Origin of the sequence: Microbacterium sp. (genome assembly GCF_035687345.1) — a bacterium.
Lineage (GTDB): Bacteria > Actinomycetota > Actinomycetes > Actinomycetales > Microbacteriaceae > Microbacterium.
In genome coordinates, this window is sequence record NZ_DASRXZ010000043.1 from 1 (window position 1) to 19,915 (window position 19,915).

The following is a 19,915-nucleotide window of genomic DNA, read 5'->3' on the forward strand; positions in this document are numbered from 1 at the left end:
GCTTCCGGAGAAGACCGCCTCCAGCGTGCGCGTGATGACGTGGAACACCGCGGGCTCCGCAACCCCGCCGGAGACGATCGCGCGGATCGCCGTCGCGATGGACGCCGACATCGTCGCGCTTCCCGAGACGACGATCGAGACCGGCGAACAGGTCGCGCTCATCATGCGCGACCTCGGCCACCGCATGTGGGCGCATCACACCGAGAACCCGGCGACCGAGTGGGATGCCGGCTCGACGACGCTGCTGATCTCGCCCGAGCTCGGCGAGTACTCGATCATCGAGTCCTCGAGCAACGGCACGAGCAACACGTCGACCGTCCCGAGCGCCGTGGCGATGCCGATCTCGGGCGAAGGTCCGATCGTCGTCGCCGCGCATGCGGTCGCCCCGCGGCCGAGCTACATGCAGCACTGGCGCGACGACCTGCAGTGGCTGGCCGACCAGTGCGCGGTCGAGAACGTGATCGTCGCGGGCGACTTCAACGCGACGGTCGACCACATGGCCGACCTCGGCGTGGACGGCGGAACACTCGGCCGCTGCCACGACGCGGCCGCCGCGAGCGGCAACGGCGCCGTCGGCACGTGGACGACCGAGATGCCGCCGCTCCTCTCCGCGCCGATCGACCACGTCATGGCGACCGACGACTGGACGGCGACCGGTTCGCTCGTGCTCGGCTCGATGGACGACTCCGGCAGCGACCACCGGCCGCTCATCGTGCAGCTGGAACCCGCCGGCTGATCGTCCTCACGACGCGCCGGGGGTCCGTGCGAGACTGGACGAATGAGCACGACAGGCGACCCTTCGACGGGCTCAGGCACCGACCTCCTGCAGACCGACTCCGCGACCTCCGAGCCGACGGCCGAACCACAGGCCGAGGAGAAGGTCACCACCAACCGGCGGCAGCCGTTCGGGCGCGGATTCCTCGACACGATCTCGACCGGATGGGCCGACCGGCCCGAGTCGCTCCCGCCGCAGCGCGAGCAGGCGCCGTATGCGGCGAAGCGTCGCGACGCGGTGTCCGCGGCGTTCCCCGGCAAGCGGCTCGTCATCCCGGCCGGCGACCTGAAGCAGCGCAGCAACGACACCGACTACCCGTTCCGCGCGCATTCGGCGTTCACGCACCTCACCGGATGGGGCTCCGACGCCGAGCCCGGCTCGGTGCTCGTGTTCGACCCGCGCAACGAAGGCGGCCACGACGTCACCCTCTACTTCCGCGAGCGCGCCGACCGCACCACGGCGGAGTTCTACTCGGATGCCTCGATCGGCGAGTTCTGGATCGGCCCGCGCCCCGCGCTGGCGGGCGTGGCATCCGATCTCGGCATCGCGACCGCCCACGTCGACGACTTCGAGTCGGGTGACGCCGACGTGGTGCTCGAGGAGGACGAGGAGTTGACGCGCTTCGTGTCGGAGCTGCGCCTCGTCAAAGACGAGTACGAGATCGAGCAGATGCGCCTCGCGGTCGACGTGACGGCCCGGGGCTTCGACGACATCGTCGCGAACCTGCCCCGCATCGTCGAGCACCCGCGCGGTGAGCGCGTCGTCGAGGGCGTGTTCCACCTGCGCGCGCGCAGCGAGGGCAACTGGGAGGGCTACGACACGATCGCGGCCTCCGGCCCGCACGCGTGCTACCTGCACTGGACGCGCAACGACGGCGCCGTCGTGCCGGGCGACCTGATCCTCATCGACGCCGGCGTCGAGGTCGACAGCCTGTACACGGCCGACATCACGCGCACGATCCCGGTGAGCGGCCGCTTCACCGACATCCAGCGCACCGTGTACGAGACGGTGCGCGAAGCGGCGGATGCTGCGTTCGCGGCGGCTCGTCCTGGAGTGACCTTCCGCACGGTGCACGAGACCGCGATGGGCGTCATCGCGCGGCGCGTCGCGGAGTGGGGCCTCCTCCCCGTGACCGCCGAGGAGGCGCTCGACGCCGACAAGGGCGGCCAGCACCGGCGCTACATGGTGCACGGGACGAGCCACCACCTCGGCATCGACGTGCACGACTGCGCGCAGGCACGGCGCGAGATGTACTACGACGGCGTGCTGAAGCCGGGAATGGTGTTCACGATCGAGCCCGGCCTGTACTTCCAGATCGACGACCTCACGGTGCCCGAGGAGTACCGCGGCATCGGCGTGCGGATCGAGGACGACATCCTCATCACCGAGGACGGTCCCGTGAACCTGTCCGCCGCGATCCCCCGCAGGGCCGACGAGGTCGAGGAGTGGGTCGCGCGGCTGTCGAGCGGTCGCTGATCGAGCCCGGCGAGACGAAGCGCCCGTGACCTACACCCCTCCCCCGTCGTTCACGACGCGGCCGACGCTGTCGGGCACGTTCGGCATGGCCGCCTCGACCCACTGGATCGCGACGGCGACCGCGCAGTCGGTCCTCGAGCGCGGCGGCAACGCGTTCGACGCGGCGGTCGCCGGCGCCTTCGTACTGCACGTCGTCGAACCGCACCTCAACGGTCCCGGCGGAGACCTCGTGGGGATCTTCGCGACCGCGGACGACCCCGCCCCGACCGTACTGATGGGTCAGGGGCCCGCGCCCGCGGGCGCGACGATCGAGCACTACCGTTCGGAAGGGCTCGACCTCGTGCCCGGCGCGGGCGGACTCGCGGCCGCCGTCCCGGGCGCCGTCGACGCGTGGCTCCTGCTCCTGCGCGACCACGGCACATGGGAGCTCGCCGACGTGCTGTCGTACGCGATCGGGTACGCGCGGGACGGCGTGCCCCTTCTTCCGCAGGCGGCCGCTGCGATCGCCCAGCTCGCCGAGCTGTTCACGAAGCACTGGCCGACCTCCGCCGAGCTGTGGATGCCGAACGGGGAGCCTCCCGCGCCCGGCTCGGTCGTGCGCAACCCGGCCTACGCCGACGTGCTCGACGGGCTGTGCCACGCGTCGTGCACCGTACGCGACGACGGCCCCGTCGGGCGTGCCGCCCGCATCGACGCCGCGAGGCGCGAGTGGAAGACGGGCGTCGTGGCGCACGAGGCATCCGCCTTCCCGTCGACTCCGCACCGGCACTCGGAGGGCGGCGAACATGCGGCCGTCATCACCCCCGACGACTTCGCCGCGTTCGATGCGTCGTACGAGCCTGCCGTGACGGCGGAGTTCCGTGGAGCGAAGATCGCGAAGGCCGGCCCGTGGAGCCAGGGGCCGGCGCTGCTGCAGACGCTGCGGATGCTCGAACCGCTCGACGAAGATCGCCTCGACCCCTCGCAGGAGGTGGGTGCGCACACGATTCTCGAGGCGCAGAAGCTCGCGTATGCCGACCGCGACGCGTGGTACGGCGACGCGGACGTCGACCTCGAGGCCCTCCTGTCGGAGGACTACGCCGCCGAGCGACGCGCCCTCATCGGCGACGAGGCGTCCGCGGAGCACCGGCCTGGTGCCCTCGGCGGACGCGACGGCTTCCGCCCCCCGCTGCGCACGAAGGACGCATTCGCCGCCGCGGCCGGCACCGGCGAGCCGACCGTCTCGACGAGCGGCCGCACGCGCGGCGACACGTGCCACATCGACGTCATCGACCGCTGGGGCAACATCGTGTCGGCGACACCGTCCGGCGGCTGGCTGCAGTCGTCGCCGGCGATCCCCGCGCTCGGCTTCTGCCTGGGCACGCGCCTGCAGATGACGTGGCTGGAGCCGGGGCATCCGTCGTCGCTCGCTCCCGGCAAGCGCCCGCGCACGACGCTCACGCCGACGCTCGTGCTGCGCGATGGCGCGCCGTGGTTCGCGATCGGCTCGCCCGGCGGCGACCAGCAGGACCAGTGGCAGCTGCTCGTGCTGCTGCGCATGCTCGTCGGCGGCTACCGCGCGCAGGAGGCGATCGACGCCCCCGCGCTGCACACGACCGCGATGCCGGAGTCGTTCTGGCCCCGCACATGGACTCCCGCCGGAGCCGTCATCGAGGACCGCCTCGGCGACGCGGTCATCGAGGGTCTCGAGCGGCGCGGGCACGCTGTGACGCGCGTGGGCGACTGGACGCTCGGCCGCGTGTCGGCGGTGGGGACGGATGCCTCGACCGGCCTACTGTGGGCGGCGGCGAACCCGCGCGGCATGCAGGGATACGCGGCGGGGCGCTGAGGTCATCCGAGCCGCGGTGTTCACGCCCGAGCAGCGCGATCGCGTCCTGCTGACGCGACGCGCCGCACGAACGCGGCGACGAGGGGCGCGAGCCCCGCACCGACCTCATCGGCGGGCCGCTTGCGACCCTTGACCTCGAACGAGTGGCCGCCGCCGTCGATCCACTCGAGCGTCGCGTCCTGACACGAGGCGACCGCCGCTTCGAGCCCCTCGTGCGGCACCACGAACGGGTCGTTCGTGCCCTCGACGAACAACTGCGGTGCGGCGATCCGCGGCAGGTGGGCCGAGCGGTCCTTCTCGGGCTGCCCCGGCGGATGCAGCGGATACCCGAGGTACACGAGCGCCGCCGGTGCGATCGCGCCCTCGGCAGCCGCCATCGACGCCATGCGTCCGCCGTACGACTTGCCGGCTGCGACGAACGGCACGCCCGGAAGGGCTTCGCGTGCGGCGGCCTCGACCGCCGTCCACGTCACGATCGCGTGTGCAGCCGGTCCCGGCATCCGTCGTCCGGCCTCGACGTATGGGAAGTTGAACCGCACCGTCGCGACCCCCTCGTCGCGCAAGGCGCGCGCGAAGCCCACCAGGAACGGATGCCTGTACCCCGCGCCGGCGCCATGGGCGACCGCGACCGCGGCCCACGGCTCGCCGTCGGGAAGCTCCAGGTCGCACGACACCTCGGCCGTCCCCGCGGGCAGCGCCACCGGGATGCGCGAGTCGGCGACCTCGACGGCCGCGTCATCGGGAGCGGAGCTCACGCGCGGTCGCCGCGCTCGTCGGTCGCACGGGATGCGCCCGCGTCGGACGGGTCGTCGCCCGCACCGGGTTCTTCGGGTGCGGCGGATGCGGCATCCGCCCCGCCCTCATCGGACTCGGCCGCCCCGCTCTCGACGATGCGCTGGCCGTACTGCGGCGGCTCGTCGGCAGGCGCGACCCGCTGGCCGTACTGCGGCGGCTCGTCGGTCTCGGGCGCGACCGGCGGAGCCACGGTCTCGGTCGTGCCGAGCACCTGGCGCGCGCGGTGGACGCTCGACGCGGCGACGTGCACCTCGTAGTGCTCGGCGACCACCTGCATGACCGACGCGTAGTCGCGCCGGCGGCGCACGAACGAGTAGGTCACGAGACTCAGCAGCATGCCGATCGCGATGCCCACGAACAGCACGCCCACGAAGGCCTGGATCGGGACCGTCGGCGAACCGAGCACGAAGATCGCCGCGAACAGGAGACCGAGCAGCAGGCCGTTGATCGCGCCGGACCGTGCAGCGGCCGCGTAGCCCAGGCGGCCGGTCACGCGCTCGACGGAGCGCAGGTCGTGGCCCACGATCGAGATGTCGCGCGCGGGGATCTCGGCCGCGATGAGCGTCGAGACGGCCTTCTGCGCCGCCTCGTAAGTGGGGAAGCTCGCCACGGTCTGACCCGTGTCTTCAGGGCCCTGCGGAAACCGACCGCCCATCATGCTCATGTCCTCATCCTCCCACGGACCCCGGACTACGCTGGACGGGTGAGCACGCAGAGGGTATTCGTCGCGCGCCTGTCCGGGTGCTCGGTCTTCGACCCCGCCGGCGACCGGCTCGGCAAGGTGCGGGACGTCGTCGTGATCTACCGCAAGGACGATCCGCCGCGCGTCGTGGGTCTCGTGGTCGAGATCCCGGGGCGCAGACACGTGTTCATGTCGATCGGGCGCGTGACCTCAATCGCGACCGGCCAGGTCATCGCCACGGGGCTCATCAACGTGCGGCGGTTCCAGCAGCGCGGCGGCGAGGTGCGGGTCATGGCGGAGCTGCTCGGGCGCCGCGTCTACTTCAAGGACGGATCCGGATCGGCCGTCATCGAAGACGTCGCGATCGAGCGCAATCGTGCGGGCGAGTGGGACGTCGGCCAGCTCTTCCTGCGCCGCCCCAAGACGAGCGCGTCGCCGTTCGCGAAGGGTCCCACGACGTTCGCGCACTGGTCCGAGGTGCGCGAGCAGCAGACTCCGGGCGAGGCCCAGTCGGCCGAGCAGCTCATCGCGACCTACTCCGACCTCAAGCCCGCCGATCTCGCCAACACCCTGCTCGACCTGCCCGAGGAGCGCCTGATCGAGGTGGCCGAAGAGCTCCCCGACGACCGCCTCGCCGACGCGCTCGAGGAGATGCCCGAAGAGGAGCAGGTCCACATCCTCGAGGCGCTCGGCGACGAGCGCGCGGCCGACATCCTCGACGCGATGGAGCCCGACGACGCGGCCGACCTGCTCGGCCAGCTGTCGGAGGAGCGCTCCGAGGAGCTGCTCGACCTCATGGAGCCCGAAGAGGCAGAGGACGTGCGCGCCCTCCTGAAATACGGCCCCGACACGGCGGGCGGCCTCATGACGAGCGAGCCCATCGTGCTGTCGGCCGACGCGACAGTCGCGGAGGCGCTCGCGCTCATCCGTCGCCACGAGCTGCACCCCGCCCTCGCGGCGGCGGTCTTCGTGACGCTTCCGCCGTACGAGACGCCGACCGGCCGGCTGCTGGGCACGGTCCACTTCCAGCGGATGCTGCGCTACCCGCCGCACGAGCGCCTGGGCACCATCATCGACGACACGCTCGAGCCGGTGCCCGCGACCGCGTCGGCCACCGAGGTCGCGCGCCTCCTCGCGAGCTACAACCTCGTGTCGCTGCCGGTCGTCGATCAGGCGCACCGCCTCGTGGGCGCGGTCAGCGTCGACGACGTGCTCGACTACCTGCTGCCCGACGACTGGCGATCTCAGGACGCCGAAGACGAACGGTCCCAGGAGAAGAACGAAGTCCCCACGACCACCGCGAGCATCCCGAGGAGGCGCTGATGGCCCGTCCGACCCGCCGTGCAGCGCTGGATGCCCCGCTCGGGCGGTCCGGCGTCCTGGGGCCGCGCCCCGCGCAGCCCTCACGCGATCGCTTCGGCCGGTTCACCGAGTGGATCGCCCGAAACATGGGAACGCCCGCGTTCCTGCTCGGGCTCACCGTCTTCTGCGCGAGCTGGATCGCGTGGAACACGCTCGCCCCGCCGAACCTCCGCTTCGACTCGGCCGAATTCGGGTTCACGGCGCTCACGCTCATGCTGTCGCTGCAGGCGTCGTACGCGGCGCCGCTCATCCTCCTCGCGCAGTACCGCCAGGACGACCGTGACCGCGTCCAGATCGAGCAGGACCGGCAGCGCGCCGAGCGCAACCTCGCCGACACCGAGTACCTCGCGCGTGAGATCGTCGCGCTGCGCATGGCCCTCACCGAGGTGAGCGACGAAGTCATCACGCGCGACGTGCTGCGCACCGAGCTCAAGGCGCTCCTCGAGCAGCTCCAGCCGAGCGCCGACGCCGGCGACGCCGGCCGGTCGACATGACCGACGAGCTCGCGGCCCGCGTGCGCGCAGCGGTCGGCGCCGTGAGCGATCCGGAGCTGCGGAGGCCGATCGCCGACCTCGGCATGGTGCGCGACATCGTCGTCGAGGGCGGGACGGTAAAGGTCGGCATCGTCCTGACGATCGTCGGATGCCCCGCCGCCACCCGCATCGAGAACGACGTGCGCGCGGCCGCCGCGTCGGTGCCCGGTGTCGACGCGGTCGAGGTCGCCGTCGGGGTCATGACCCCCGCCGAGCGCGCCGAGCTCACCGAGAAGCTGCGTGCGGGGCGACCCGCCCGGCAGATGCCGTTCGGGCCGGAGTCGCTCACGCGCGTCATCGCCGTCACGAGCGGCAAAGGCGGCGTCGGAAAGTCGACGGTGACCGCCAACCTCGCGGTCGCGCTCGCCGCGCGCGGGCTCGCGGTGGGGCTCGTCGACGCGGACGTGCACGGGTTCTCGATCCCGGGCCTGCTCGGCCTGCTCGACGCCGACGGTCTGCCGCCGCAGCCGACCCGCCTCGATGACCTCATGCTCCCGCCCGTCGCATACGGCGTGAAGACGATCTCCATCGGGATGTTCCTGCGCCGTGGGCGCTCAGACGAGCCGCTCGGCGCGGTGGCGTGGCGCGGGCCGATGCTGCATCGCACGGTGCAGCAGTTCCTCACCGATGTGTACTTCGGCGATCTCGACGTGCTGCTGCTCGACATGCCGCCCGGCACGGGCGACGTCGCGATCTCGGTCGGTCAACTGCTGCCGCACGCGGACGTCGTCGTCGTCACGACGCCGCAGGCCGCGGCATCCGATGTCGCCATCCGCAGCGGACTCGTCGCCCGCCAGACCGGTCAGCGCGTCGTCGGGGTCGTCGAGAACATGGCGGGCCTCACGCTTCCCGACGGGACGACGGTCGACCTCTTCGGAGCGGGCGGCGGCGCGGAGGTCGCCGCGGCGCTTTCGCGCGACGGAGAGGAGGTGCCCGTGGTCGCGTCGATTCCGCTGAGCCCCGAGCTGCGAGCGGACGGCGACGCGGGGACACCGGTCGTCGTCGCGCATCCCGACGATCCGGCGGCTATCGCGATCACGCACCTCGCAGAAAGGCTCTCCGGCCCGCGCGGGCTCGCCGGGCGGTCGCTTCCGCTGCGGCCCTCGTGACCCACGAGCCCCTCAGGCGCAGCGGCGTCAGGTCGCTTCGGCGTCGAAGGGCGGCGTCTCCCCCGCGTCGAGGCGCCGCGGCGGCTCGGGCGGCGTGAGGGGTGAGGTGACCGCGGCCGCAGATCCCGCCGCTTTCACGGTCGCGATGGGCGGGTCGTCGAGCAGCGCTTCGCGGATGATGCGCCTCGGGTCGTACTGGCGCGGATCGAGCGTGCGCCAGTCGATGTCGTCGAAGTCCTCGCCCATCTCGTCCTTGACGCGCGTCTTCGCGTTCTGGAGGTAGTCGCGCACGCGCCGCGTCGTGCGTGCGAGCGCCTCTGCGTAGCGCGGCAGCCGCTCGGGACCGACCACGAATGCGGCTATCACGCCGATCAGCAGGAGCTTCTCGATCGTGAGGCCGAAGAACATGCACACAGGTTACCGCCGTGTGCCTGTGCGGGCGGCGTGATTGCGGGCCGTAGGCTGTCGCAGGAGGAGGACCATGGCCGATCAGCACGCGAACAACCGCTTCGCCGACGAGGCGACCGTCGAGCCCGACCACATCGTGCGCGCGCGAGCGCACGCGCTGGAGCTCGGTGCGGCGCCGGTGAGCCCCGCCGTCGGCGCGCAGTGCGCCGTCATCGCAGCGGCGTCACAGGCGCTCAACATCGTGGAGATCGGCACGGGTGCGGGCGTCTCGGGGCTGTGGCTGCTCCACGGCTCGCCGCGCGCGACTCTCACGACCATCGACAACGAGCCCGAGCACCTCGGCGCCGCGCGCAAGGCCTTCGCCGACGCGAAGGTCCCGCCCGCGCGGGCACGGTTCATCACCGGGCGTGCGTCGGAGGTACTGCCCCGCATGAACGAGGCGTCGTACGACATCGTGCTCGTCGACGCCGATCCCGAGGGCGTCATCGAGTACGTCGAGCACGGACTGCGGCTCGTGCGCGCGGGCGGCACGGTGCTCGTGCCCCGCGTGCTCGCGGGCGGCGCCGTCGCCGACCCCGTGCGCCGCGATCCCGTGACCAGCGCGTACCGCTCGCTCATACAGGAGACCCAGGCCTCCCCCGCCGTCATCGGAGCGCTCTCCATCGTCGGCGAGGGACTGTTGCAGCTCACCACCCGCCCATCGGAATGACCGCCCGGATCACACCCGGAACGACGGAACGGCCGGTCCCTCAGGACCGGCCGTTCCGAAAGTCGCGGCTCACGCGGCGTTGACGACACCGCCCAGCACGTCGTAGAGCTCCTTGGCCTCGGCATCGTTCACCGAGACGACGAGGCGCCCACCGCCCTCGAGCGGAACACGGACGATGATGAGGCGCCCCTCCTTAACGGCCTCCATCGGCCCGTCTCCGGTTCTCGGCTTCATCGCTGCCATGGTGGCTCCCTTTCGTCGTAGGTCTGCCTCCCAAGTTTATCCTGCTGAAACAACACCGGGAGAAGCCGTGGCGCCCTGTGGAAAACGGCTTCGGCGTCAGGGGATCTGCCAGTACGTATTCCCGAGCGCGTACATGTTGTGGATCCACCACCACTGTGCGAGCAGGCACACCGCGAGCACGCCGGACCGCCACCACGACGATCGCGGCATCGCGGCGGCACCCCACAACGGCGAAAGCGGCACGAGCAGACGGAAGATGCTCGACTGCGGGAAGAACACCGCGAACAGGTACACGAGGTAGCTCGCCGCCCACAGGCGCAGCTCGACCCCGAGCCGCTTCACGTGCGGCTCGAAGAGGAGGAGAGCCGCGACGCCGGCGACGATGACCACGAGCGCGACGATCCCGAGCCACCCCGGAAGCCCCCACGTGCTGAACCAGAAGTCCGCGCCCAGCACGAACCCGTCGAACGGCACGAACGCCCCGTTCCATCCCGGCAGCCAATTGCGGCGCCACGCGAGCTCGGTCGCCAGATACGCCGTGGGGTCGCCCGTGACGACCGCCGCGATCACCTGCCACGAGAAGCCGACGACGGCCGCGAGCAGGCCGAGCGCGACGATGTGCACGATCTGCCGAGCCGGCAGCGGATCGCGCTTGCGCGCGAACCACCGCGCGACGCCGTACAGCGCGAGGAAGAGCGAGAACGCGAGGACGCCCGGTCGCGTGAACCCCATGGTCGGCACGAGCACGTACAGCCAGCCGAACCTCCGCCGCATGACGAGCCACAGCGCGAGGAAGAGGAACAGCAGGAACAGCGATTCCGCGTACGCGACCTGGAACAGCGCGGCGAGCGGCCCCGCGGCGAAGAACACGACGGTCCACATCGCCATCGCGTCGTCGCCACGGAGGCGCAGCATCCGGTACAGCACCAAACACGCGAGGTAGCCGGCCGTGAGCGACACGGCGATCGCCCCGGCGGGCCACGAGCCGAGCGCGAAGCCGACGACCTGCGACAGGTACGCATAGACGGGCATGAACGCCCACTGGTTCTCGGCGACGAGCCCGTCGTCGGTGCGCGGCAGCTCGGCCGGGTACCCGTTGAGCGCCGCGAACCAGTACCACTGTCCGTCCCAGCCGGTCGCGAGGCCCGCGATGCCCGGGTTCACGCCGAAACGCGAAGAGGGGCCTGATGCCGCATCCGCCGCAGCGAAGAACAGCGTCGTGACCACGCGAGCGAGCACGTACACGATGAGCACGCGCACCGACACCGGCAGCGCGGTCCACCCCTTGCGCAGCGCGTCCCACGCGCGGCGCCCGGCGCTCAGCTCAGCCACGCCCGCAGACCGCGCTCGACGTCCTCGATCTGCGCGAGCGGCACGCGCTCCTCGTCGTGGTGCGCGAGGCTGGCGTCGCCCGGACCGTAGTTGACGGCCGGCACGCCGAGCGCCGAGAAGCGCGCGACGTCGGTCCAGCCGTACTTCGGGCGCGGCTCGGCGCCGACCGCCGCGACGAACTCCTGCGCGAGCGGCGCGTCGAGGCCGGGGCGGGCGCCGGGCGCGAGGTCGACGACCTCGACCTCGAAGCCGTCCATCACCTGTCTCACGTGGGCGACTGCCTCGTCGGGCGTGCGGCTCGGGGCGAAGCGGTAATTGATCTCGACCTCGCACAGATCGGGGATGACGTTGCCCGCGATGCCGCCGCGGATGCGCACGGCGTTGAGCCCCTCGCGGTACACGAGCCCGTCGACCGGCACCTCCTGCGGCCGATAGTCAGCGAGTCGGCCGAGGATCGGCGCGGCGCGGTGGATCGCATTCTCGCCCATCCACGCGCGGGCGCTGTGCGCGCGGACCCCGTGCGTGCGCACGATCGCGCGCAGGTTGCCGTTGCATCCGCCCTCGACCTGCCCGTTGCTGGGTTCGCCGAGGATCGCGAAGTCTCCCGCGAAGAGGTCGGGGCGCGTGCGGGAAAGGCGCGTGAGGCCGTTGAGGTCGGCGTCGACCTCCTCGTGGTCGTACCACATCCACGTGATGTCGACGCGCGGCGAGGCGAGCTCGGCGGCGAGTTTGAGCTGCACCGCGACGCCCGCCTTCATGTCGACGGTGCCGCGGCCCCACAGCATCCGCTCGCCGTCATCGTCGAGCTCGCGGGTCGGCAGGTTGTGGTTCACCGGCACCGTGTCGATGTGCCCCGCGATCACGACGCGCTGCGCGCGCCCCAGGTTCGTGCGGGCGACGATCGTGTCGCCGTCGCGATACACGTCGAGGTGCGGGAGCGCACGCACGGCGTGATCGATCGCGTCGGCGAGCACCTTCTCCTCCCCCGAGACGCTCGGGATGTCGCAGATCGTGCGGGTGAGGTCGACGGAGGACGCGGAGAGGTCGAGCACCGGCATCCGTCGAGTCTATCTATCGGATGCGCCGGCATCCGTCCGCGCGAACCGCCTGGCGGCACCCGCCACCGGTGCGTGCGGCGCACCGCGCTACCGTTGATGCATGACTGATTCGCGGTGGGTGTGGGGGATCGGGCTCGCGACGATCTCCGAGAACGGGACGACGCTCGACACGTGGTTCCCCGAGCCCAAGGTCGGCCGCCTCCCGCTCGGCTACGACCCCGCCATGCCGCCCGAGGACCTCGAGCGCCACGCGGTCCCCGACCCGCGCCGCGGCGTCACGGTCGAAGTCGTCACCGTCGAGATCGACCTGGATGAGGCACCTGCGTCGACGCCCGACGCGTACCTGCGCCTGCACGCGCTGTCGCACCGCCTCGTGCGGCCGAACGAGGTCAATCTCGAGGGGGTCTTCGGCCACCTCCCGAGCGTCGCGTGGACGAACGCGGGGCCGATGCACCCCGACGATGCCACGCGCCTGCGGCCGTTCCTGCAGCGCGACGGCATCCAGGTGCAGGGCCTCGACAAGTTCCCGAGGCTGCTCGACTACCTGACTCCGCCGGGAGTGCGGATCGCGGATGCCTCGCGCGTGCGCCTCGGCGCGTACCTGTCCCCCGGCACCACGGTCATGCACGAGGGCTTCGTGAACTTCAACGCCGGCACGCTCGGCGCCTCCATGGTCGAGGGGCGCATCTCGCAGGGGGTCGTCATCGGCGACGGAAGCGACATCGGCGGCGGCGCCTCGATCATGGGCACCCTGTCGGGCGGCGGCACGCACAGGATCTCGGTCGGCGCCCGCACGCTCCTCGGAGCGAACGCCGGGATCGGCATCTCGCTCGGCGACGACTGCGTCGTCGAGGCGGGCCTCTACGTCACCGCGGGCACGAAGGTCGTGCTGCCCGACGAGCCGCGCACCGCCGACGGCGCCCTGCCGTCGGTGAAGGCCGTCGAGCTGTCGGGGCGCAACGGGCTGCTGTTCCGCCGCAACTCGCTCTCGGGCGCCGTCGAGGCCGTGCGGCGCGAGGGCGTCGGCGTGACGCTCAACGAGGCATTGCACGCCTGACGCGCCGGCCCCGGGCGAACGAGAGGGGGCGGATGCCGCGGCATCCGCCCCCTCTCGTGCACGCCGTCAGGCCGTTCCCGGGTAGCTGCGCTCGGGGGAGCCGACGTAGAGCTGCTGCGGGCGACCGATCTTCGTGTGCGGGTCGTTGACCGCCTCGCGCCACTGCGCGAGCCATCCGGGAAGACGCCCGATCGCGAACAGCACCGTGAACATGCGGGTCGGGAAGCCCATCGCCTTGTAGATGACCCCCGTGTAGAAGTCGACGTTCGGGTAGAGGCGGCGCTCCTTGAAGTAGTCGTCTTCGAGGGCGATCTCTTCGAGCTCCTTGGCGAGATCGAGCAGCGGGTCATGGACCCCGAGCTCGCGCAGCACCTCGTCGGCCGACTCCTTCACGAGCTTCGCGCGCGGATCGTAGTTCTTGTAGACCCGGTGGCCGAAGCCCATGAGCTTGACGCCGTCCTCCTTGTTCTTGACGCGCTCGACGAAGCGCTGCACCGACTCGCCCGAGTCGCGGATGCGCGCGAGCATGGCGAGCACGGCCTCGTTCGCGCCGCCGTGGAGCGGTCCGTACAGGGCGTTGATGCCGGCCGAGATCGACGAGAACTGGTTCGCACCGGTCGAGCCGACCAGGCGCACCGTCGACGTCGACGCGTTCTGCTCGTGGTCCTCGTGGAGGATGAGGAGCCGCTCGAGCGCGCGCGACATCACGGGGTTCACCTCGTACGGCTCGCTGAGCACGCCGAAGTTCAGCTTGAGGAAGTTGTCGACGAAGCCGAGCGAGTTGTCGGGGTACAGGAACGCCTGCCCGACGCTCTTCTTGTGCGCGTACGCCGCGATCACGGGCAGCTTCGCGAGCATGCGGATGGTGTTGAGCTCGACGTGCTCCGGATTGCCCGGGTCGGACTCGTGCTCGTAATAGGTCGAGAGCGCCGACACGGCCGAGGACAGGACCGACATCGGATGCGCCGTATGCGGCAGCGCCGAGAAGAAGCGCTTGAGGTCTTCGTGCAGTAGTGTGTGGTGCCGGATGCGGTCGTCGAAGTCGGCGAGCTGGTCGGGGGTCGGCAGCTCCCCGTAGAGGAGCAGCCACGCGACCTCGAGGTACGTGCTGTTCTGCGCGAGCTGCTCGATCGGGTAGCCGCGATAACGCAGGATGCCCTTGTCGCCGTCGATGTAGGTGATGGCCGACGTCGTCGCTGCCGTGTTGACGAACCCGTAGTCGAGCGCCGTATGCCCGGTCTGCCGTGTGAAGGTCGAGATGTCGACACTGGGGACGCCGTCGGTGCCGCGCAGCACGGGGAACTCGGCGGTTCGTTCACCGATCGTGAGAGTCGCCTTCTCCGGCTGGATGACCGCGTCGTTCACGGAGCCTCCTCGCGTTGTGTGATCGGACCGGGGTCGGTGCGGGTCGCGCCGGGAGGCGGGGTTCCGCGAACCGTACGGGGCGGGCTGATGGCTCGCCACCGCGCCCCTACAGCCTATCGGGCCGCCGGACGTAGTGCGGACACAGCCAACGCCCTCGCCCGTTCGATGGAGGAATCCGACGAATACGCCGCGTCACGCGTGGCGCATTCGCGCCGCCGCGGCGTCGATGCGCTCGTCCGTGGCGGTGAGCGAGAAGCGCACGTGCTCGGGGAAGTGCTCCCCATAGAAGTGGCCGGGACCCGCGAGGATCCCCAGGTCGGCGAGCCTTCCGAGGCTCTCCCACGCGTCGCGGCCCTCGGTCGCCCACAGATAGAGGCCCGCCTCGCTGTGATCGATGCGGAAGCCCGCCGCCTCGATCGCGGGCTTGAGCACGTCGCGCCTGCGGCGGTACAGCGCCCTCTGCGCCTCGACGTGGGCATCGTCGGCGAGACCTGCGGCCATCGCCGCCTGCACGGGAGCCGGCAGCATGAGCCCGAGGTGCTTGCGGGCTGTCAGCATCCGCGCCAGAAGGTCGGGGTCCCCCGCGACGAACGCCGCGCGGTAACCGGCGAGGTTCGACTGCTTGCTCAGCGAGTACACCGAGAGCAGGCCGCGCAGCTCCCCCGCGGACACGCGAGGATCGAGCACCGACGGGATCGGCTCGGCGTCCCACGGCGCGTCCCAGCCGAGCTCGGCGTAGCACTCGTCGGATGCCAGCACGGCGCCGATCTCGCGGGCGCGCTCGGCGGCTGACCGCAGCGCCGCCGCGTCGAGGACTCGCCCGTCGGGGTTACCCGGCGAATTGATCCACACGAGCTTCACGCCGGCGGGCCACTCGGCCGGGTCGTCGGCGGCGACGGGCGTCGCGCCGACGAGCTTCGCCCCGACCTCATAGGTCGGATACGCGGCGCGCGGATGAACGACGACGTCGCCGGGGCCGAGCCCGAGCAGGAGGGGCAGCAGCGCCACGAGCTCCTTCGACCCGATCGTCGGCAGCACGTTCTCGGTGCCGAGCGCCGGAACGCCACGGCGACGCGCGTACCAGTCGGCGATCGCCTCACGCAACGCCGGAGTCCCGATGGTCTGCGGATACGCATGCGCGTCGGTCGAGCGCGCGAGCGCCTCGGCGATGACGGGCGGCGTGGGGTCGACGGGTGAGCCGACCGACAGGTCGACGATCCCGTCGGGGTGCGCGCGGGCGCGCGCGGCATACGGCGCGACCGCGTCCCACGGATACTCCGCGAGGTCGCCGACCCCCATCAGGGAGCCTGCGGCGGAAGCGCGGCGATGATCGGGTGGTCCTTGTGGATCACGCCCACCTTGGCGGCGCCGCCGGGTGAGCCGATGTCGTCGAAGAACTCGACGTTCGCCTTGTAGTAGTCCTGCCACTCGTCGGGCAGGTCGTCTTCGTAGTAGATCGCCTCGACGGGGCACACCGGCTCGCACGCGCCGCAGTCGACGCACTCGTCGGGGTGGATGTAGAGGCTTCGTTCACCCTCGTAGATGCAGTCGACCGGACATTCGTCGATGCAGGCGCGGTCCTTGACGTCCACGCACGGGAGGGCGATCACGTAAGTCACGGCAACCAGTCTAGGCCGAGCGCTCGGGTGCGGATGCCCCGCCCGCCGTGCGTGCGCCGGTCTCGGCATCCGGCGCGTCGGTCGCATCCGTCGCGGCGGTCGTCATACGCGGCAAGCGCTCGGGCCACGCGACCACCACGGCCACGAGCAGCGGAACGGCGATCGTCCACACGACGCCGAGGCTCGTCTGCGGCACGACCACGGATCCGCCCGGCCCCGCGCCCGAGAACACGAGCGTCGCGACCATGAGGCCGAGGCCCGTGCCGAGCGCCGCCCACCGATCCGACGTGAGGAGCCGCACGGCCGCCAGCAGCGCGGCGGAACCGATGAGGGCGAGCAGCAGTCCCAATGGGAACCACGCCAGCGTGTACGCGTGCGCGATCGTGCCGGCGACCCCGTAGACGGCGCCCACGACGAAGGCGACGATCCACGTGCCGACACGGGACCACGAGAAGCTCACCGGGCAAGTCTAGATGCCTGAATCCGGCTCTCTTGTCAGGCCGCCCAGCCCCACAGCCGCAGGACGGCGGCCACGAGTGCGGCTGCCGCGACCACGACGAGGAACGGCGCGCGCAGGAGCAGGAGCCCCGCCGCGACGAGCACGGCCGGAACCCGAGCGTCGACGACGATCGCCTGCCCCGAGCCGAGCGTCTGCACCGCGACGAGCGCCGCGAGCAGGGCCACCGTCAGCAGGTCAGAGATGCGCGAAGGGCGCGGTGCCTCGAGCACGCGCGGGGGCACGAGGTAGCCGAGCGTCTTGAGCGCGACGCAGACGATCGCCGCGACGAGCGTTGCAGTCCACAGGGTCACGGAAGTCCCTCCCGCTCGGCGACGTCGGCGGGCTCTTCCGGCGCCGTGTCGTCGGATCCCAGCCAGTTGAACCACCCGACCACGATCGCGACGATGGCCGCGACGAGCACGGGAAGGCCCGGCATGAGGACGGGCGTCAGGATCGCGGCGACGACAGCCGCCGCCGCTCCGACGGCGATCGGCTGCAGGCGACGCAGGCGCGGCCACAGCAGCGCGAGGAACGCCGCGGCGGCGGCCGCGTCGAGGCCGTACGCGCGCGGATCGCCGAGCACGTCGCCCAAGAGGGCGCCGGCGAGCGTCGAGAGGTTCCAGCCGATGTAGATGCCGATGCCGGTGACCCAGAAGCCCACGAGGCGCGCGCGCTGCGTGCGCTGCGCGAGCGACACCGCGGTCGACTCGTCGATCGTGAACTGCGCTGCCGCCGCGCGGCGCCAGAACCCCGGTCCGATCACAGGCGACATGCGCATGCCGTACGCGATGTTGCGGATGCCGAGGAGCGACGCCGACGCGATGGCCGCCGGGGCGGCCGCGACTCCCCCACCGCCGATGACTCCCGCGAACGCGAACTGCGAGCCGCCCGTGAACATGAGCAGGCTCAGCACGCACGTCTGCCATACGTCGAGGCCGGATGCCACGGCGAGCGCGCCGAACGAGATGCCGTACGCACTCGTGGCGATCGCGACGCCGAGGGCCTGACGCCACGCGTTGCGGGCCTCGGTGGCGGCATCCGCATCATCGAAGTCGGGCGCTGAGCTCACTCGCTCGATGGTACCGATCACCTCCGACGTGCCGTCGCGGGCCGATCGATGACCGGTGGACCGGTCGCGCGACTCAGGCGCTCGCGGCGGCGTCCTGTCGCTTGAGACGGCTGGCGGCGCGGGCGCGCTCGGTCTGGTCGAGGATCACCTTGCGGATGCGCACCGTCTCGGGCGTGACCTCGACGCATTCGTCCTCGCGCGCGAACTCGAGACACTCCTCGAGCGAGAGCTGGCGGGGAGGCGTCAGCTTCTCGAGCTCGTCGGCGGTCGAGGACCGCATGTTGGTGAGCTTCTTCTCCTTCGTGATGTTCACGTCCATGTCTTCGGAGCGCGTGTTCTCGCCGACGACCATGCCCTCGTACACCTCGTCGGTGGGCTGGACGAAGAAGCTCATGCGCTCCTGGAGCGCCATCATCGCGAAGGGCGTCGCGACGCCAGCGCGGTCGGCGACGATCGAGCCCGTGCCGCGGGCCACGATGTGGCCCGCCCAGTCGTCGTAGCCGGCCGAGATCGCGTTCGCGATTCCCGTGCCGCGCGTGACCGACAGGAACTCGGTGCGGAAGCCGATGAGACCGCGCGACGGCACGATGAACTCCATTCGCACCCACCCGGTCCCGTGGTTCACCATCGTCTCCATGCGGCCCTTGCGTGCCGCCATGAGCTGCGTGATCGCGCCGAGATGCTCCTCGGGGGCGTCGATCGTGAGGTGCTCGAACGGCTCCTGCACCTGGCCGTTCGGGCCCTTGCGCGTGACGACCTGGGGCTTGCCCACGGTGAGCTCGAAGCCCTCGCGGCGCATGTTCTCGACGAGGATCGCGAGCGCGAGCTCGCCGCGGCCCTGCACCTCCCACGCATCCGGACGACCGATGTCGACGACCTTGAGCGACACGTTGCCGATGAGCTCGCGGTCGAGCCGGTCCTTGACCATGCGCGCGGTGAGCTTGTGGCCCTTGACCTTGCCCGCGAGCGGCGACGTGTTCGTGCCGATCGTCATCGAGATCGCGGGGTCGTCGACCGTGATGGCCGGCAGCGGACGCACGTCTTCGGGGTCGGCGATCGTCTCGCCGATCGTGATCTCGTCGATGCCCGCGATCGCGACGATGTCTCCGGGGCCCGCGGACTCGGCCGGGTAGCGCTCGAGCGCGCGCGTCTTGAGCAGTTCGGTGATGCGCGCGTTCGAGTGAGATCCGTCGTGACGGACCCACGCGACCGTCTGGCCCTTCTTGAGCGTGCCGTTGAACACGCGCAACAGGGCGAGGCGGCCGAGGAAGGGGCTCGAGTCGAGGTTCGTGACCCACGCCTGCAGCGGCGCATCGTCGTCGTACGACGGGGCCGGCACATGCTCGAGGATCGCCGCGAAGAGCGGCTCGAGGTCGGGGTTGTCGGGCAGCTCGCCGTTCGCGGGGCGGTTGCGCGACGCAGCGCCCGCGCGACCGCTCGCGTACACGACGGGCACATCGAGGAGCGCATCGACATCGAGGTCGGGGACGTCTTCGTGAAGATCGGATGCGAGGCTCAGCAGCAGGTCGTGCGCCTCCTCCTCGACCTCCGCGATGCGCGCGTCGGGGCGGTCGGTCTTGTTGACGAGGAGGATCACCGGAAGCTTCGCCTCGAGTGCCTTGCGCAGCACGAAACGCGTCTGCGGCAGCGGTCCCTCGCTCGCGTCGACGAGCAGCACGACGCCGTCGACCATCGACAGGCCCCGCTCGACCTCGCCTCCGAAGTCGGCGTGGCCCGGAGTGTCGATGACGTTGATCGTCACGGGCTGCTCGGCGTGCGCGCCGTTGTACGTGATCGCCGTGTTCTTGGCGAGGATCGTGATGCCCTTCTCACGCTCGAGGTCGTTCGAGTCCATCGCGCGCTCCTCGACGTGGGCGTGCTCGCCGAACGAGCCCGTCTGGCGCAGCATGGCGTCGACGAGGGTGGTCTTGCCGTGGTCGACATGCGCGACGATCGCGACGTTGCGGAGGTCCGGACGGAAGGCGCGCGCCATGGA

The 19,915-nt window shown here is 71.2% G+C and carries 21 protein-coding genes; 8 read left to right on the forward strand and 13 right to left on the reverse strand.

Annotated elements, in window-relative coordinates:
* The 3 genes from VFF97_RS05195 to VFF97_RS05205 all read left to right on the forward strand — a co-directional run.
* The coding region (locus VFF97_RS05195) for an endonuclease/exonuclease/phosphatase family protein (protein ID WP_325032428.1) at positions 1-736 on the forward strand (736 nt) is incomplete at its 5' end.
* A 42-nt stretch (positions 737-778) separates the two neighbouring features.
* Complete coding sequence (locus VFF97_RS05200; RefSeq protein ID WP_325032429.1) at positions 779-2,251, forward strand: aminopeptidase P family protein; 1,473 nt, start codon at positions 779-781, stop codon at positions 2,249-2,251.
* 25 nt (positions 2,252-2,276) lie between these two features.
* Positions 2,277-4,079 carry a gamma-glutamyltransferase family protein gene (locus VFF97_RS05205; protein ID WP_325032430.1) on the forward strand — a complete coding sequence of 601 codons (1,803 nt, stop codon included), beginning with the start codon at positions 2,277-2,279 and terminating at the stop codon, positions 4,077-4,079.
* Positions 4,080-4,099: 20 nt separating this feature from the next.
* Here the strand turns inward: VFF97_RS05205 and VFF97_RS05210 are convergent, their stop codons facing one another.
* Positions 4,100-4,834, reverse strand: coding sequence for an alpha/beta family hydrolase (locus VFF97_RS05210; protein WP_414684224.1), 735 nt, complete (start codon positions 4,832-4,834; stop codon positions 4,100-4,102).
* On the reverse strand, positions 4,831-5,538 hold the full coding sequence (locus tag VFF97_RS05215) for a general stress protein (protein WP_325032431.1): 708 nt from the start codon (positions 5,536-5,538) through the stop codon (positions 4,831-4,833). The genes VFF97_RS05210 and VFF97_RS05215 overlap by 4 nt, the downstream gene beginning before the upstream one ends.
* 39 nt (positions 5,539-5,577) lie before the next feature.
* Between VFF97_RS05215 and VFF97_RS05220 the strand changes: the two genes are divergently transcribed.
* From VFF97_RS05220 to VFF97_RS05230, 3 genes are read left to right on the forward strand one after another with little or no spacing between them, the layout of a single operon-like run.
* Positions 5,578-6,879, forward strand: coding sequence for a magnesium transporter MgtE N-terminal domain-containing protein (locus VFF97_RS05220; protein WP_325032432.1), 1,302 nt, complete (start codon positions 5,578-5,580; stop codon positions 6,877-6,879).
* Positions 6,879-7,412, forward strand: coding sequence for a DUF1003 domain-containing protein (locus VFF97_RS05225; RefSeq protein ID WP_325032433.1), 534 nt, complete (start codon positions 6,879-6,881; stop codon positions 7,410-7,412). Before VFF97_RS05220 ends, VFF97_RS05225 begins: the two co-directional genes overlap by 1 nt.
* Positions 7,409-8,560: an Mrp/NBP35 family ATP-binding protein gene (locus tag VFF97_RS05230; RefSeq protein ID WP_325032434.1), complete on the forward strand. Its 1,152-nt coding sequence runs from the start codon at positions 7,409-7,411 to the stop codon at positions 8,558-8,560. Before VFF97_RS05225 ends, VFF97_RS05230 begins: the two co-directional genes overlap by 4 nt.
* A 27-nt stretch (positions 8,561-8,587) precedes the next feature.
* Here the strand turns inward: VFF97_RS05230 and VFF97_RS05235 are convergent, their stop codons facing one another.
* A complete protein-coding gene (locus VFF97_RS05235) occupies positions 8,588-8,968 on the reverse strand; it encodes a Sec-independent protein translocase TatB (RefSeq protein WP_325032435.1) in 381 nt (126 codons plus the stop codon).
* Between the two features lie 73 nt (positions 8,969-9,041).
* Between VFF97_RS05235 and VFF97_RS05240 the strand changes: the two genes are divergently transcribed.
* A complete protein-coding gene (locus VFF97_RS05240; RefSeq protein WP_325032436.1) occupies positions 9,042-9,677 on the forward strand; it encodes an O-methyltransferase in 636 nt (211 codons plus the stop codon).
* Positions 9,678-9,746: 69 nt separating this feature from the next.
* Here the strand turns inward: VFF97_RS05240 and VFF97_RS05245 are convergent, their stop codons facing one another.
* The 3 genes from VFF97_RS05245 to dapE all read right to left on the reverse strand — a co-directional run bounded on the left by VFF97_RS05245 (position 9,747) and on the right by dapE (position 12,310).
* Positions 9,747-9,920, reverse strand: coding sequence for a DUF3117 domain-containing protein (locus VFF97_RS05245; protein WP_019179788.1), 174 nt, complete (start codon positions 9,918-9,920; stop codon positions 9,747-9,749).
* Between the two features lie 96 nt (positions 9,921-10,016).
* Positions 10,017-11,252, reverse strand: coding sequence for a hypothetical protein (locus VFF97_RS05250; protein WP_325032437.1), 1,236 nt, complete (start codon positions 11,250-11,252; stop codon positions 10,017-10,019).
* Positions 11,240-12,310: a succinyl-diaminopimelate desuccinylase gene (gene dapE, locus VFF97_RS05255; RefSeq protein WP_325032438.1), complete on the reverse strand. Its 1,071-nt coding sequence runs from the start codon at positions 12,308-12,310 to the stop codon at positions 11,240-11,242. Before dapE ends, VFF97_RS05250 begins: the two co-directional genes overlap by 13 nt.
* A 100-nt stretch (positions 12,311-12,410) precedes the next feature.
* Between dapE and dapD the strand changes: the two genes are divergently transcribed.
* The gene (gene dapD / locus VFF97_RS05260) at positions 12,411-13,367 is read left to right on the forward strand and encodes a 2,3,4,5-tetrahydropyridine-2,6-dicarboxylate N-succinyltransferase (protein WP_325032439.1); all 957 of its coding nucleotides are present in this window, start codon (positions 12,411-12,413) and stop codon (positions 13,365-13,367) included.
* 66 nt (positions 13,368-13,433) lie between these two features.
* On the opposite strand, the gene VFF97_RS05265 is transcribed toward dapD, so the two are convergent.
* From VFF97_RS05265 to typA, 7 genes are all read right to left on the reverse strand, one after another.
* Positions 13,434-14,732 carry a citrate synthase gene (locus VFF97_RS05265; RefSeq protein ID WP_325032440.1) on the reverse strand — a complete coding sequence of 433 codons (1,299 nt, stop codon included), beginning with the start codon at positions 14,730-14,732 and terminating at the stop codon, positions 13,434-13,436.
* A gap of 192 nt (positions 14,733-14,924) precedes the next feature.
* Positions 14,925-16,031 carry a succinyldiaminopimelate transaminase gene (gene dapC / locus VFF97_RS05270; RefSeq protein WP_325032441.1) on the reverse strand — a complete coding sequence of 369 codons (1,107 nt, stop codon included), beginning with the start codon at positions 16,029-16,031 and terminating at the stop codon, positions 14,925-14,927.
* A complete protein-coding gene (gene fdxA / locus VFF97_RS05275; protein WP_179489533.1) occupies positions 16,031-16,351 on the reverse strand; it encodes a ferredoxin in 321 nt (106 codons plus the stop codon). Before fdxA ends, dapC begins: the two co-directional genes overlap by 1 nt.
* A 10-nt stretch (positions 16,352-16,361) precedes the next feature.
* A complete protein-coding gene (locus VFF97_RS05280; RefSeq protein ID WP_325032442.1) occupies positions 16,362-16,811 on the reverse strand; it encodes a DUF6113 family protein in 450 nt (149 codons plus the stop codon).
* A gap of 35 nt (positions 16,812-16,846) precedes the next feature.
* Positions 16,847-17,161: an AzlD domain-containing protein gene (locus VFF97_RS05285; protein ID WP_325032443.1), complete on the reverse strand. Its 315-nt coding sequence runs from the start codon at positions 17,159-17,161 to the stop codon at positions 16,847-16,849.
* On the reverse strand, positions 17,158-17,919 hold the full coding sequence (locus tag VFF97_RS05290) for an AzlC family ABC transporter permease (RefSeq protein ID WP_325032444.1): 762 nt from the start codon (positions 17,917-17,919) through the stop codon (positions 17,158-17,160). The genes VFF97_RS05285 and VFF97_RS05290 overlap by 4 nt, the downstream gene beginning before the upstream one ends.
* A gap of 73 nt (positions 17,920-17,992) precedes the next feature.
* Positions 17,993-19,912 (reverse strand): translational GTPase TypA, encoded by a 1,920-nt coding sequence (typA, locus tag VFF97_RS05295; RefSeq protein WP_325032445.1) that lies wholly within the window; start codon positions 19,910-19,912, stop codon positions 17,993-17,995.
* Positions 19,913-19,915 lie beyond the last annotated feature (3 nt).